The organism is Paraburkholderia agricolaris (assembly GCF_009455635.1).
Taxonomy (GTDB): domain Bacteria; phylum Pseudomonadota; class Gammaproteobacteria; order Burkholderiales; family Burkholderiaceae; genus Paraburkholderia; species Paraburkholderia agricolaris.
Map to the genome: position 1 here is coordinate 763,517 of NZ_QPER01000001.1, position 13,400 is coordinate 776,916.

12 protein-coding genes and 2 tRNA genes are annotated in these 13,400 nt (G+C 62.3%); 9 read left to right on the plus strand and 5 right to left on the minus strand.

Going from position 1 to position 13,400, the window contains the following annotated elements:
• Positions 1 to 5: 5 nt before the first annotated feature.
• The 4 genes from gsiD to poxB all read left to right on the plus strand — a co-directional run bounded on the left by gsiD (position 6) and on the right by poxB (position 4,688).
• Positions 6 to 911 (plus strand): glutathione ABC transporter permease GsiD, encoded by a 906-nt coding sequence (gsiD, locus tag GH665_RS03410; RefSeq protein WP_035519911.1) that lies wholly within the window; start codon positions 6 to 8, stop codon positions 909 to 911.
• Entirely contained in the window at positions 908 to 1,969 is a 1,062-nt protein-coding gene (locus GH665_RS03415) for a DmpA family aminopeptidase (protein ID WP_153134665.1), read from the plus strand. Before gsiD ends, GH665_RS03415 begins: the two co-directional genes overlap by 4 nt.
• Positions 1,970 to 1,978: 9 nt before the next feature.
• The gene (locus tag GH665_RS03420; RefSeq protein WP_153134666.1) at positions 1,979 to 2,812 is read left to right on the plus strand and encodes a M55 family metallopeptidase; all 834 of its coding nucleotides are present in this window, start codon (positions 1,979 to 1,981) and stop codon (positions 2,810 to 2,812) included.
• A gap of 151 nt (positions 2,813 to 2,963) precedes the next feature.
• A complete protein-coding gene (gene poxB / locus GH665_RS03425; protein WP_153134667.1) occupies positions 2,964 to 4,688 on the plus strand; it encodes a ubiquinone-dependent pyruvate dehydrogenase in 1,725 nt (574 codons plus the stop codon).
• A 31-nt stretch (positions 4,689 to 4,719) separates the two neighbouring features.
• On the opposite strand, the gene GH665_RS03430 is transcribed toward poxB, so the two are convergent.
• The gene (locus GH665_RS03430) at positions 4,720 to 5,715 is read right to left on the minus strand and encodes an alpha/beta fold hydrolase (protein ID WP_153134668.1); all 996 of its coding nucleotides are present in this window, start codon (positions 5,713 to 5,715) and stop codon (positions 4,720 to 4,722) included.
• A 214-nt stretch (positions 5,716 to 5,929) separates the two neighbouring features.
• On the opposite strand from GH665_RS03430, the gene GH665_RS03435 reads away from it, so the two are divergent.
• Positions 5,930 to 7,315 carry an amino acid permease gene (locus GH665_RS03435; RefSeq protein WP_153134669.1) on the plus strand — a complete coding sequence of 462 codons (1,386 nt, stop codon included), beginning with the start codon at positions 5,930 to 5,932 and terminating at the stop codon, positions 7,313 to 7,315.
• A gap of 234 nt (positions 7,316 to 7,549) precedes the next feature.
• On the opposite strand, the gene GH665_RS03440 is transcribed toward GH665_RS03435, so the two are convergent.
• Together GH665_RS03440 and hemN are read right to left on the minus strand one after the other, a co-directional pair.
• Positions 7,550 to 7,634: transfer RNA gene (locus GH665_RS03440), tRNA-Leu, on the minus strand.
• A gap of 106 nt (positions 7,635 to 7,740) precedes the next feature.
• Entirely contained in the window at positions 7,741 to 9,132 is a 1,392-nt protein-coding gene (gene hemN / locus GH665_RS03445; protein ID WP_153134670.1) for an oxygen-independent coproporphyrinogen III oxidase, read from the minus strand.
• A 233-nt stretch (positions 9,133 to 9,365) separates the two neighbouring features.
• On the opposite strand from hemN, the gene GH665_RS03450 reads away from it, so the two are divergent.
• The 3 genes from GH665_RS03450 to GH665_RS03460 all read left to right on the plus strand — a co-directional run bounded on the left by GH665_RS03450 (position 9,366) and on the right by GH665_RS03460 (position 11,301).
• The gene (locus GH665_RS03450; RefSeq protein WP_153134671.1) at positions 9,366 to 9,689 is read left to right on the plus strand and encodes a YkgJ family cysteine cluster protein; all 324 of its coding nucleotides are present in this window, start codon (positions 9,366 to 9,368) and stop codon (positions 9,687 to 9,689) included.
• Positions 9,690 to 9,789: 100 nt separating this feature from the next.
• Positions 9,790 to 10,383, plus strand: coding sequence for a DUF1439 domain-containing protein (locus tag GH665_RS03455; protein WP_153134672.1), 594 nt, complete (start codon positions 9,790 to 9,792; stop codon positions 10,381 to 10,383).
• Positions 10,384 to 10,464: 81 nt separating this feature from the next.
• A complete protein-coding gene (locus GH665_RS03460; protein WP_153134673.1) occupies positions 10,465 to 11,301 on the plus strand; it encodes an undecaprenyl-diphosphate phosphatase in 837 nt (278 codons plus the stop codon).
• Between the two features lie 84 nt (positions 11,302 to 11,385).
• Here the strand turns inward: GH665_RS03460 and trmB are convergent, their stop codons facing one another.
• Positions 11,386 to 12,180, minus strand: a complete 795-nt coding sequence (gene trmB / locus GH665_RS03465) for a tRNA (guanosine(46)-N7)-methyltransferase TrmB (RefSeq protein WP_153134674.1) — start codon at positions 12,178 to 12,180, stop codon at positions 11,386 to 11,388.
• A 481-nt stretch (positions 12,181 to 12,661) separates the two neighbouring features.
• On the opposite strand from trmB, the gene GH665_RS03470 reads away from it, so the two are divergent.
• Positions 12,662 to 12,934, plus strand: a complete 273-nt coding sequence (locus GH665_RS03470; RefSeq protein WP_246216130.1) for an aggregation-promoting factor C-terminal-like domain-containing protein — start codon at positions 12,662 to 12,664, stop codon at positions 12,932 to 12,934.
• Positions 12,935 to 13,081: 147 nt separating this feature from the next.
• Here GH665_RS03470 and GH665_RS03475 read toward each other — a convergent pair.
• Positions 13,082 to 13,155, minus strand: a tRNA-Gly gene (locus tag GH665_RS03475).
• Positions 13,156 to 13,400: the final 245 nt, after the last annotated feature.

The following is a 13,400-nucleotide window of genomic DNA, read 5'->3' on the forward strand; positions in this document are numbered from 1 at the left end:
CCCGCATGAGCATCTCAGCTACCGAGGCGAATGCGGCCAAGGCCGCTCTTGTAGAAAGCGCGATCCGCACGCCGTGGAGTGAATTCTGGCGCAAATTCCGTAAGCAGCATGTGGCGCTCGCCGCCGGCATTTTCGTGCTGCTGCTGATCGTGGTCGCGATTGTCGCGCCGCATATCGTGCCGTACGATCCGGAGAATTTCTTCGACTACGACGCGTTGAACGCAGGGCCGTCCGCCGCGCACTGGTTCGGCGTCGATTCACTGGGCCGCGATATTTTCAGCCGCATTCTGGCGGGTTCACGCATCTCGCTCGCGGCCGGTTTTCTGTCGGTGGCGATCGGCGCGGTGATCGGCACGTTTTTCGGTTTGCTGGCCGGTTACTACGAAGGCTGGTGGGACCGCATCACCATGCGCGTCGCCGATGTGCTGTTCGCGTTTCCTGGCATTCTGCTGGCGATCGGCGTGGTCGCGATTCTCGGCAACGGCATGATCAATGTGATCTGCGCGGTGGCGATTTTCAGCATCCCGGCGTTTGCGCGGCTCGTGCGCGGCAACACGCTGATGCTCAAGCAACTTACGTATATCGAAGCAGCGCGCAGCATCGGCGCATCGGACTGGACCATCATCGTGCGGCATATTCTGCCGGGGACGATTTCGTCGATCGTGGTGTACTTCACAATGCGCATCGGTACCTCGATCATCACGGCGGCGAGCTTGTCGTTTCTCGGACTCGGCGCGCAACCGCCGACGCCGGAGTGGGGCGCGATGCTTAACGAGGCGCGTGCCGATATGGTGACCGCGCCGCATATCGCGCTGTTTCCGAGCCTCGCGATTTTTCTCACCGTGCTGGCATTCAATCTGCTCGGCGACGGTTTGCGCGATGCGCTCGATCCGAAGCTTGACCGCCCATGAGTTCGACTGAAGCTTCACGCGAAGGCGCGCCGCATATCGGTGTGCTGCAGCGCGGTCCGCTTGGATCGATTGCCGATGTGAAGGGCGTGACGGTCGGACATTGCACGCTCGATGACGGAGCGGTGCAAACCGGCGTCACCGTGATTCGCCCACACCCTGGCGATCCTTTTCTCGCGAAGGTGCCCGCGGCTGCTTCGGTGATCAACGGTTTTGGCAAAAGCATCGGGCTCGTTCAGGTTGAAGAACTTGGCGTGCTGGAGACGCCGATTGCGTTGACCAATACCTTTGGTGTTGCTGCGCTCGCGCAAGCGCAGATTCGCGCTGCCATTCATGCCAATCCACAAATCGGACGCGAGTGGTCGACCGTCAATCCGCTGGTGTTCGAATGCAATGACGGATACCTGAACGATATTCAGGCTTTGGCGGTAAGCGAGCAGCATTACAACGACGCCTATGAAGCGGCGACCACGAACGTCGCAAGCGGTTCGGTCGGCGCGGGCCGCGGCATGTCGTGCTTCGACCTGAAAGGTGGAATCGGCAACGCGTCGCGTACCGTCGACGTAGCAGGTCAGCGTTATACGGTCGGCGCGCTGGTGTTGGCCAACTTTGGCCGCCTGCCGATGTTGACGATCGACGGCACGCCGCTTGGCCGCGTACTCGCCGAACGCGCAACCAGAGCCACCTCGAAACCCGAGCAAGGCTCGATCATCATGATCGCCGCCACCGACGCGCCGCTCGACGCCCGCCAGCTCAAGCGTCTGTCATTGCGCGCCGCAGCGGGTCTTGCCCGAACCGGTTCGGTATATGGCCACGGCAGCGGCGATATTGCGCTGGCGTTTTCAACGGCCTACACCGTGCCGCACGAATCCGATTTCGTCACGCTGCCGCCCGTGCTTGCCGATGCACGCCTCGATCCGCTATTCCGTGCCTGCGCGGACAGTGTCGAGCAGGCGATCGTCGATGCGCTATGGAGCGCGACTTCGGTCACGGGTCGCGACAGCCATCGTCGCCTGTCGCTGCACGACACTGCCCCGGACCTTGCTCAACTCCTCAACTGAACCTCGCTGATGAAAGTCCTGATTTCCGCCGACATCGAAGGTGTGGCCGGCGTGTTCCACCCCGAGCAAACGCGCGCGGGTAACGGCGAATACGAAGCTGCGCGCCGCTGGATGACGCTCGAAGCCAACGCCGCGATCGAAGGTGCGTTCGCAGGCGGCGCGACCCACGTGTGGGTCAACGATTCGCATGGCGGTTTCCGCAATCTGCTGCCCGATCTACTCGATGCGCGCGCGCAGGTGGTGCTCGGCAAACCGCGTACGCTTGGCATGATGGCGGGCCTCGAGTACGGCGCGGCGCTGGTGTTCATGATCGGCTATCACGCCCGCTCGCAAACGCGCGGCATTCTTTCGCATACGATCAATAGCTTCGCGTTCGCGCGTGTCTCGCTGAACGGTGTCGAAGTCGGCGAGGCTGGATTGTATGGCGCGCTGGCGGAAGAATATGGTGCACAGGTCGCACTTTTATCCGGCGACGATGTATTCGCCGAGGAAACCGCACCGCGCTTTCCGGGCGCGCGTTTCGTGATTACCAAAAGCGCGACGGGGCATGCGAGCGGTGTGACGCAGACGCCGGCGAGCGCCCGTGATGCGATTGAAAACGCCGCGCGCGAAGTGGTGAGGCATCACATCGGCAAGGGCCAAGCGCCGCAAGCCACGCGCGCCGCGGCAAAGCCTGTCGAATGCGAGTTGCGTGTGCAGACCACCGCGCTTGCCGATCTGTTCTGCCAATGGCCGACACTCACGCGCGTCGATGCCGTCACGTTGCGCTTTGGCGCGGAGTCGGCGGAACATGCGGTGCGCATGCTGAACTGCCTGTCGGCCATGTCGTTCATGCTGCGCTGAGCCGTGTGATGACGCGGGATACCAGGCAAACTCGGCCATTTCCAAGCTTACGTTTCAATAAAACGCTGCGGGCGCGGTGACACGTTTCGCGAGGAAGCGGTACGCTCTGGCATTCCAGAGGTACCGTCTCTCTCACTTAGCGGAGCACAGCATGGGTAAGCAGACTATCGCGGATTATCTGGCCAGAACCCTGGCGGCAGCAGATGTCGAACGGATTTGGGGCGTGACGGGCGACAGCCTGAACGGCCTGTCCGACAGCTTGCAACGGCTTGGCTCGATTCGCTGGATGCATACGCGCCACGAGGAGGTCGCGGCCTTCGCCGCCGGCGCCGAAGCCGCCGCCACGGGCAAGCTCGCCGTCTGCGCGGGCAGCTGCGGTCCAGGCAATCTGCATCTGATCAACGGCCTGTACGACTGTCACCGCAATCACCAGCCCGTGCTTGCCATCGCCGCGCACATTCCCTCGTCGGAGATCGGTCTCGGTTACTTCCAGGAAACGCATCCACAAGAGTTGTTCAAGGAATGCAGCCACTACGTCGAACTGGTGACGAACCCGTCGCAGTTTCCGCGCGTGCTGGCGCGCGCGATGCATACGGCGATCGAGGAACGTGGCGTCGCGGTGATCGTGCTGCCGGGCGATGTCGCGCTCAGCGAAGCGCCCGACGAAACACCGGCATGGGCCGGCACGCTCGAACGCTCGAGCGTGGTGCCCTCCGGCGCGGATCTCGACCGGCTTGCCGATCTGCTCAATCAGGCCGGCGGCGTGACGCTGCTATGCGGCAGCGGCTGTGCCGATGCGCACGACGAAGTGGTGGCCTTCGCCGATCAGCTCGGTGCGCCCATCGTGCACGCATTACGCGGCAAACAATACGTGGAGTGGGATAACCCGTTCGACGTCGGCATGACGGGTCTGATCGGTTTCAGTTCCGGCTATCACGCGATGATGTCGTGCGACACGCTCGTGATGCTCGGCACCGATTTTCCGTATCGCAACTTTTATCCGTCGCACGGCAACGTGGTGCAGATCGATCGGCGCGGCTCCGCGCTCGGCAAGCGCGCGCCATTGAAGCTGGGTCTTGTCGGCGACGTCAAGGCGACCTTGCAGGCGCTGCTGCCGCTGATCAAACGCAAGACCGATCGGCGCTTTCTCGAGAACGCCCGCAAGCACTACGCCGATACGCGCAAGGACCTCGACGATCTCGCCCGCCCGTCCGATCCAGGGCGCGCGATTCATCCGCAATATCTGACCAGCATCATCGACAAGGTGGCGAACGAAGACGCCGTATTTGCCGCCGACGTCGGCACGCCCACGCTTTGGGCCGCGCGTTATCTGACGATGAACGGCAAGCGCAGTCTGCATGGCTCGTTCAATCACGGTTCGATGGCCAATGCGATGCCGCAGGCGCTGGGCGCACAGGCGGCCGAGCCGGGGCGCCAGGTGATTTCGCTATCGGGCGACGGCGGTTTGTCGATGCTGCTTGGCGATCTGCTCACCGCGCGTCAACTGAATCTGCCCATTAAGGTGGTCGTGTTCAACAACAGCACGCTCGGCTTCGTTGCGATGGAGATGAAGGCCGGCGGGTACCTCGAAAGCGGCACCGATCTCGCCGCCACCGACTTCGCGGCGATTGCGCGCGGCGCGGGCATTTATGGCGCGCGGATCGAACTGTCGGAGAACATCGAGCCGGCGTTGCGCGAGGCCTTCGCGCACCCCGGGCCCGCGGTGATCGATGTGGTGACGGCCAAGCACGAACTCGCACTGCCGCCGAAGATTCAGTGGGCGCAGGCGAAGGGTTTCAGCCTATATATGCTGCGCGCGGTGCTCAATGGCCGCGGTGACGAAGTGGTCGAACTGGCGGCGACGAATCTACGCTAAGGGGCGTTGGAGCCGGCCGCGGCTTGCTGTCTTACTGTTGCCGGCTCAACTCGCGCGCGGCGCGATCGATCACATCCGCCACAGCCCCCGCGTGCGACACCGGCACGAGATGGCTCGATGCGATCGGCACGATCTTCGCCCCCATCCGGTCGGCCATGAATTTTTCGACGGCGGGCGACACCGCGCGGTCCCGGGTGGTCAGCACGTACCACGACGGTTTCTCTCTCCACGCGACCTGGCTGACTGTTTCACTGAACGCGGTCGCGGCGATTGGGACTTGCGCCGTGGCCAGTACGCGTGTGAGATTTTCGGGCACGTCGGCGGCGAAGTCGGCATGGTATTTCGTGCGGTCGAGCCACAGGAAACCCGTCGGGTCCGCGACGATGCTTTGGCCCGCGGGCATCGGCGCCGCGCGCTTCATCAGGTCCGTGGTCGATTCATGCAGGTCGGGCGCAATCGCCGCCACGTAGACGAGACCCACGACGTTCGGTGCGTTCGCCCCGGCTTGCGTGATCACGACACCGCCCCATGAGTGGCCCACCAGGATGGTTGGACCGTCCTGGCGCGCGAGCACACGGCGCGTGGCGGCGACATCGTCGGCGAGCGACGTGAGCGGGTTCTGCACCGAACTCACGTGATATCCCTTCTGCTGCAACTTCGCGATGACGCCGTTCCAGCTCGATCCATCGACGAACGCACCGTGAACCAGCACGACGTTGTGTACAGGGCCGGTCATTGGCGCGGCGGGTGGTGCGGGAGCGTTGGCTCCTCGCGTGGCAGGTGTGGCAGGTGCGGCGGGCGTGGGGACGGTCCCGACAGGCGGCGCGGGCACCGTTGGGGTTGCGGGGGCCACGGCTGGTGCGGCGGGTGGCGGGGCCGGGGCCTCCGGTGCGCTCGCCTCCATCCCGGGTATGTCGGCCGGTTCGGCGGCGGGTTCTGCCGAAGGCGCGGCGGTTTGCGCGAGCGCGGCCGCCCCGGCGAAGCAGAGACACAAAACAGCGGCGCAAAGCAGACGTTTGGGCGACATGTTGAATCTCCGCAGGCTGAGACCTCGACTAGGGCAACATACCGAAGCGCTTCGCCAGTGACAATCACTATCCTCGCCGTTAAGTGCGGCGCAGAACCAAGCGCGGGTTGGCCCCAGTATTGAGCGAATATCGGTCGCGGTAAAATTTCAGGTTCTGCCGGGGCAGGCCATAAGTCTGATCGGGCGATTGATATCCATACACTGGGGCGCAATTTTGAATAGTGCACAGCAGCAAGACGGCCTGAAGCGCGGGCTTAAGAATCGCCACATCCAGCTGATCGCGCTGGGCGGGGCAATCGGCACCGGCTTGTTTCTCGGCTCCGCCAGCGTGTTGAAGGCAGCCGGCCCGTCGATGATTCTCGGTTACGCGATCGGCGGCATCATCGCCTTCATGATCATGCGCCAGCTTGGCGAAATGGTCGCGCAGGAACCGGTTGCCGGTTCGTTCAGCCACTTCGCGTACAAGTATTGGGGCGACTTCCCCGGTTTTCTGTCCGGCTGGAACTATTGGGTGCTGTACGTGCTCGTGAGCATGGCCGAACTGACCGCGGTCGGCACGTACGTGCATTTCTGGTGGCCAGGGGTGCCCACATGGGTCTCCGCGCTGGTGTGCTTCGTCGTTATCAACGCGATCAATCTCGCCAACGTCAAAGCGTACGGCGAAACCGAATTCTGGTTTGCGATCATCAAGGTGGTAGCGGTGATCGGCATGATCCTGTTCGGCGGCTATCTGCTGATCAGCGGGCACGGTGGCCCGCAAGCCTCGATCACCAATCTCTGGGCCGACGGCGGCTTTTTCCCGCACGGTTTTCATGGTCTCTTCATGATGCTCGCAGTCATCATGTTCTCGTTCGGTGGCCTCGAATTGATCGGCATTACGGCGGCTGAAGCGGCCGACCCGCAGAGGAGCATTCCGAAGGCCGTGAATCAGGTGATCTACCGGATTCTGATTTTCTACATCTGCTCGCTGGCGGTGCTGCTCTCGTTGTACCCGTGGAATCAGGTGGCGGCTGGCGGCAGCCCGTTCGTCATGATCTTCTCGCAGATCGGCTCGACGCTAACCGCGAATGTGCTCAACGTGGTGGTGCTGACCGCTGCGCTGTCGGTGTACAACAGCGGCGTGTACGCGAATAGCCGCATGCTCTACGGTCTCGCGGAACAGGGCAACGCACCGCGTGCGCTGATGAAGGTCGACCGGCGCGGCGTGCCGTATATGGCGATCGGGTTGTCGGCGCTCGCCACGTTCACCTGCGTGATCATCAACTATCTGATTCCCGCGGAAGCACTCGGCTTGCTGATGGCGCTGGTAGTTGCCGCGCTCGTGCTGAACTGGGCGCTGATCAGCCTGACGCATCTGAAGTCGCGCAAGGCGATGGTGGCGGCGGGCGAGACGCTCGTGTTCAAGTCGTTATGGTTTCCGGTCAGCAACTGGATCTGCCTCGCCTTCATGGTGCTGATCCTCGTGATTCTGGCCATGACGCCGGGCCTCTCGGTCTCGGTGTGGCTCGTACCCGCATGGCTCGTTGTGATGTGGGCCGGCTATGTCTTCAAGCGCCGGCGTGCGGCGCTGCATGGCGGTGCGCGGGTGGCCGGGCAGTAAGGCATGCGGGTGGCGTGAGCGGCGGATGTTGCGCGCTCACGCCGTTTGCGTTTTCTGTGCAGCGCGCGGTCAGGAGGATCGATTTAGATTCTGTGGTGCGCTCACGATTTATCCAGCGTGATGTTTCTGGAGCGCAATCGGGACGCCAGAAACAACAAACCCCGCAGGCAGCAGGCGCTGGCGGGGTTTGAGGATAATGCTGAACAGCGGTCAATCGGGATTATGGAAATTCTTTGGTGCCCAGGGCCGGAATCGAACCGGCACGCCTTGCGGCGGGGGATTTTGAGTCCCCTGCGTCTACCAATTTCACCACCTGGGCAGGTCTTGCAGCATACGCACCAGACTTTGGCGCGCGGCGAAGACGCAGATTATGGCCGAAAAATCGATGGCGAGCAAGCCGCCCGCCTTCTTCGGCTGCCCGGCCGTCAAACCGTGCGTGAAAACCGTTCGAGCGCCTGCTGGCCGAGGTAGCGGTCGAACACCATCGCGATGTTGCGCACGAGCATGCGTCCGGCCATCTGCACTTCGAGCTTGTGGCCGCTCACTGACACCAGCCCGTCCTGCTCGAAGCCGCGCAGGCGCTCCAGCTCCGGCTCGAACGTATCGGCGAAGCGGATGCCGTACGCAGCTTCGACTTCATCGAAACGCAACTCCAGATTGCACATCAATTGCGTGATCACGTCGCGACGCAGACGGTCGTCCGCCGTGAGGCGCACGCCGCGCGTGATTGCGAGCTTGCCGGCATCGATTGCCGCGGCGTAGCCGGGTCGATCCTTGACGTTCTGCGCGTACACGTCGCCGACTTTGCCGATCGACGACGCGCCGAAGCCAATCAGATCGCATTCCGCGCGCGTGCTATACCCCTGGAAATTCCGATGCAACGTACGCTGCGCTTGCGCGCGTGCGAGTTCGTCCGTGGGCAGCGCGAAATGATCCATGCCGATGTAGACATAGCCCGCGCCCGTCAGCCGTTCGACCACCCGTTGCAGGATCGCAAGCCGCATGGCCGGGGAGGGCAGCGTGGCCGGATCCATCTGCCGTTGCATCTTGAAGAGCTGCGGCATGTGCGCGTACGCAAACACCGAAAGACGGTCGGGCGCGAGCTCAATCATCGTGTCGAGCGTGCGGCTGAAGCTGTCGACCGTTTGATGCGGCAGCCCGTAAATCAGATCGACGCCGATCGAGTGGAAGCCCGTGGCGCGCGCGGCTTGCATCACCGACACGGTCATATCCAGCGGTTGAATGCGATTGATCGCCCGCTGCACCACCGGCTCGAAATCCTGTACACCGAGACTGAGCCGGTTAAAGCCCAGCGTGCGCAAATGCGCAATGGTCTCGGGCGACGCTTCGCGTGGGTCGACTTCGATCGAATACTCGCCCTCGCCCTCGGTATCGGACAGCAAGGTGAAGTGCTCGCGTGCCGCGGCCATCAGTTCCGCCATTTCTTCGTGCGACAGGAACGTGGGCGTGCCGCCGCCCCAGTGCAATTGCGACACGGGGCGCCGCGTGTCGAAACACGCCGCCTGCAGTGCCATTTCCCGCTTCAGGCGGTCGACGTAAGGACGCGCGTGCGCGCGGTTTTTCGTGGCGACCTTGTTGCAGCCGCAGTAGAAGCACACGGTGTCGCAAAAGGGGATGTGGAAGTACAGCGAGAGATCGGTGGCCGATGCCCCTGGGTCGGCGGCGGCACGTAAATAGTCGGCGGGATCGAACTCGTCGCGGAACTGGAGGGCGGTCGGATAGGACGTATACCGTGGGCCATTCGCGTTGTACTTGGCGAGCAGGTCGGGGCGGAATAGCAGGTTGGCGGTGGTCATGGGGCGCTCGGGTTGGGCAGCCACCCTTGAAGAGGCACGAGCCGGCGGGGTTCTCGGCACCGGATCGAACAGCACAAACGCCTCTTGAGCGTGGCCTTTCGTATCCATTGAGTTTACGTGGGCGGTCCTCGGACGGATTGTGTAAAAAGGTCGCACGCGACGCGATGGCACAATGCGGGTCTGGCGCTGCGTTGCATGTTGTGTTGCGTGTTTTTGAGTTCAGGAAGAATGTCGTGAGTGATGTGTCGAACCGCGCTCTGAAGCGCGAGTCCCCGTTCAACGTGACCGGTCACGCGTGCCGCCCCGATTGCGGCGCGTGCTGTATCGCGCCGTCGATTTCAAGCCCGATCCCGGGCATGCCGAATGGCAAACCGGCGGGCGTGCGCTGTGTGCAACTCGGTGACGATCTGCGTTGTGCGATCTTCGGTCAGCCGGAGCGGCCGGCGTGTTGCTCCGGTTTGCAGCCGCAGATGGACATGTGCGGCGCGAGCCGTCATGAAGCACTCGCGTGGCTCGGCCAGCTGGAAACGCAAACTCAGCCGGCGGTGCGCCGCTAGCGCCTGAACGAGATTCCGCCATGCCATCCGTTCCATCCGTTCGGACAGGTACGCCTCAACCCAAGCGCATGCACGAAAAGGCTTCCACAGGAGATTCCGTATGACTCAACCCGCTGCGCCGACCCGGCGCCGCTTCCTGCTCGCAGCGCTGACAGGCTGCAGCGCGCTCGGCATCACCGTATCGCTGGCGGCGTGCGCGACGCCGATCTTTCCGTTCATCCCCTCGCATTACACGTTCTCGCAGCAGCAGGTGCAGGACGCGGTACAGCGCAAATTCCCGTATCAGCGTACGGTTTCGCAGGTGTTTGAGGTCGCGCTGACCAATCCGGTGGTCGGCTTCCTGCCGGACGCGAACCGTGTTTCGGTGAAGCTCGACGCACGGCTCGTGAGTCCGTTCATGCAGCAACCGGTCGATGGTGTATTCACGCTGTCGAGCGAACTGGCCTACGACGCAGCTAGCAAATCCGTCGTGCTGAAGTCGCCGAACGTCGACAACGTCAGCGTGAGCGGACAGGCACAGGCTTACACGCAGCAGATCAACGCGGCGGCGGCCGTACTCGCCACGCAGTTGCTGACCAACTACCCGATCTACACCTTCAAACCCGAACAGTTGCAATTTGCCGGGGTGAACTACGAACCCGGTACAATCACGATCCTTACAAACGGCATACGCGTACAAATCGTCGAGAAATGACGTCGCGCGCGGCCGGCAGGGTCGCGCGGGCGTCGTGCGGGCCCTGTTCGTTCCGACTATCTACAGCGATGAGGGTCACGGATGGACTGGCTAATGGCTTGCAAGGCACTGATTCTGGGCGTCGTCGAGGGGTTGACGGAATTTTTGCCGGTGTCGAGCACCGGTCATCTGATCGTCGCGGGCAGTCTGCTCAATTTTACGGATGACCACGCGAAAACCTTCGATGTCGTGATCCAGCTCGGCGCCATTCTGGCCGTGTGCTGGGAGTTTCGCCGCCGCATCGGCAGCGTGGTGGCCGGTTTGCCCAGCCGGCCCGACGCCAGGCGCTTCACGCTGAACGTGATCATCGCGACGATTCCGGCGGTCGTGCTCGGCTTGCTGTTTGAGAAGAGCATCAAGGCTGCGCTGTTTTCGCCGGTGCCGGTCGCGTTCGCGCTGGTGGCGGGCGGGGTGGTGATCCTGTGGGCGGAAGCGCGCCAGCGCGCGCGAGGCCAAACAGCGGCGCGCGTTCAGCACGTCGACGATTTGAGTCCGCTCGATGCGTTGAAAGTCGGGCTCGCTCAATGTTTTGCGTTGATTCCGGGCATGTCGCGTTCGGGGTCGACGATCATCGGCGGAATGCTGTTTGGTCTTGAACGGCGCGTCGCCACCGAGTTTTCCTTCTTCCTTGCGATTCCGATCATCTTCGGCGCGACGGCTTACGAACTCTATAAAGACTGGCATTTGCTTTCCGTCGACGCCTTGGGCAGTTTCGCGCTGGGCTTCGTGGCTGCCTTTGTCAGCGCCTTCGCCTGCGTGCGCTGGCTGCTGCGCTATATCTCCGCGCACGACTTCACCGTGTTCGCGTGGTACCGGATCGGCTTTGGCCTGCTGATCCTGCTGGTTGGCTATAGCGGTGCATTGAGCTGGGCGGATTGAACTTTCAGCTGTTTTTGGAAGCATGAAAAAAGGTCCGCGTTCGCGGACCTTTTTCTTATGGCGGGTGAGTTATCGCGCGTGGTTTTACGCCGTGGCGCGCTTTCTGAACACCAGATCCCACACGCCATGTCCCAGCCGTAGCCCGCGGCGTTCGAACTTCGTTACCGGACGATATTCGGGACGCGGTGCGTAGCCGTCGGCGGTGTTTTCCAGAGCCGGATCGGCGCCCAGTACTTCGAGCATCTGCTCGGCGTAGTTTTGCCAGTCGGTTGCGCAATGCAGATACGCGCCCGGCTTCAGACGGGAAACCAGCAGCGCGACGAACTTCGGCTGGATCAGCCGGCGCTTATGGTGGCGCGCCTTGTGCCAGGGGTCCGGGAAGAAGATATGAACGCCGTCGAGGCTGTCCGGGGCAATCATCTGCTCGAGCACTTCGACCGCATCGTGCTGAATGATGCGGATGTTCGACAGTGTCTGCTCGCCCATCAACTTCAGCAGCGCACCGACGCCCGGCTCGTGCACTTCGACACCGAGGAAATCGTCGCCGGGACGGTGCGAGGCGATCTCCGCCGTGGTCGCGCCCATTCCGAAGCCGATTTCCAGCACACGCGGCGCGGCGCGGCCGAACACGTTATTCCAGTCGGGTTGTTGCGGGGTGAAGGGCACGACGAAACGCGGGCCAAGTTCGTCCATCGCGCGGCGCTGGCCGGTCGAGACGCGGCCCGCACGCGTGACAAAGCTGCGGATGCGGCGCCGGTGCAGGGCTTCTTCTGACGGGGCGCCGACATCGGTATCGGTATCGGCCGGTTGGCCTTCGGTTGCGGTGGAAGGCGGCGGGAGTTGGTCCGGCAGGCCGGCGTCGTTTGGATCGTGGATCATGGTCGATGCTGCTACAAGGGTGAGGGCATGGCGGCTTGCGTGGCGTATCGCGAGGTGCCTTTGCGCTGGTGCGGGCCGGGCCGCGGTTCGCTCGAATCGCTCTGCCTTGCCGCTGCCACTACAAAAAAGCCGCCTTCATGGGAGGCGGCTCGTGCTGATTTCTGCTGAAGGCTCAGCAGGAAGGTGGAGCGGGCGTTGCAAGTGCGCGTAAGGTAGCACACCCGAAAAGGGTGCGTCCAGACGGTGACCGGCTTGACGGGGCCCCAAGCCGGCGTCGAGATTACGTTTTCATAACCATAATTACAATTCGTATGTTTTAATCGAGTTGTAAGCCATCCCTTTGTAACGGTTATCAAAACGAAAATTCATTATGGGTAAATACGCACACAACCATCGTCAGACGAAACCTGCTAAAACCGGTTGGGCGGCGGTCGATCCAACCGCCGTTCCAACGACTTCCCGGAATGCGCTTCGCAAAGCCATGGCCATTGAAGGCGTGCCGCTCACGCAATTCAACGATTTACTGTGGATCATGGCGCAGGAGTCCGGTGGCACGGTAGGCATGCGCAACGGCAAGTTGGCCACGCGCGGCATGTATCAATTGCTGCCGTCGCAATGTGAATTGAATCCGAATGGCGAAAAATCATTCGGCAACGCAGTCGAGGAATGTCAGGGTGGGATTCGCTATATTCTCGGCCGGTATCACACTGCGGCATCGGCGCGGCTGGTGTGGGAGGCGAATCACTGGTGCTGAATGCCGTGCGGGTTCATTGCAGCGATATGCGACTTCCTGAATGACAGAGCGGGAGTAGGTAGCAGGTGGGCAATACGGCAGACTCAGATTCCTTCGCAAAGCCGCCTGATTAATCCCTGGTTAATCGCCAGGCTGGCTGAAGGGATCTGGAGCGGGCGATGGGAATCGAACCCACGGCTCTAGCTTGGGAAGCTAGGGTATTACCATTATACGACGCCCGCAGAGCCCGCAATTTTACAGCGGTTTCGGCGCTTTGGGGAGTTCGAATCGTGTGAAGTGGGGTGAAAAGTGTATGCACTTCGGAAATTCTTGCTGGCATCGCCAGTACGGCTGGTCACGAAAGTCTCGGATCGGCCAGTTGCAGCCGTTCGAGCGACTGCTTGAGGCAATCTATAGCCAATCGTAAGGAGTGGGTGGCCGTGCAGACGGAAGTGTGAATAGTCACTGACTGGCGAGCGGGCGCTCG

Excerpts from the sequence above, each read along its gene's own strand:
- GH665_RS03430 (WP_153134668.1), bottom strand. The coding sequence starts at position 5,715 with ATGTCGCCCAAACGTCTGCTTTGCGCCGCTGTTTTGTGTCTCTGCTTC.
- GH665_RS03470 (WP_246216130.1), top strand. The coding sequence starts at position 12,662 with ATGGCCATTGAAGGCGTGCCGCTCACGCAATTCAACGATTTACTGTGG.
- poxB (WP_153134667.1), top strand. The coding sequence starts at position 2,964 with ATGGGTAAGCAGACTATCGCGGATTATCTGGCCAGAACCCTGGCGGCA.
- GH665_RS03455 (WP_153134672.1), top strand. The coding sequence starts at position 9,790 with ATGACTCAACCCGCTGCGCCGACCCGGCGCCGCTTCCTGCTCGCAGCG.
- hemN (WP_153134670.1), bottom strand. The coding sequence starts at position 9,132 with ATGACCACCGCCAACCTGCTATTCCGCCCCGACCTGCTCGCCAAGTAC.
- GH665_RS03420 (WP_153134666.1), top strand. The coding sequence starts at position 1,979 with ATGAAAGTCCTGATTTCCGCCGACATCGAAGGTGTGGCCGGCGTGTTC.
- gsiD (WP_035519911.1), top strand. The coding sequence starts at position 6 with ATGAGCATCTCAGCTACCGAGGCGAATGCGGCCAAGGCCGCTCTTGTA.
- trmB (WP_153134674.1), bottom strand. The coding sequence starts at position 12,180 with ATGATCCACGATCCAAACGACGCCGGCCTGCCGGACCAACTCCCGCCG.
- GH665_RS03460 (WP_153134673.1), top strand. The coding sequence starts at position 10,465 with ATGGACTGGCTAATGGCTTGCAAGGCACTGATTCTGGGCGTCGTCGAG.
- GH665_RS03415 (WP_153134665.1), top strand. The coding sequence starts at position 908 with ATGAGTTCGACTGAAGCTTCACGCGAAGGCGCGCCGCATATCGGTGTG.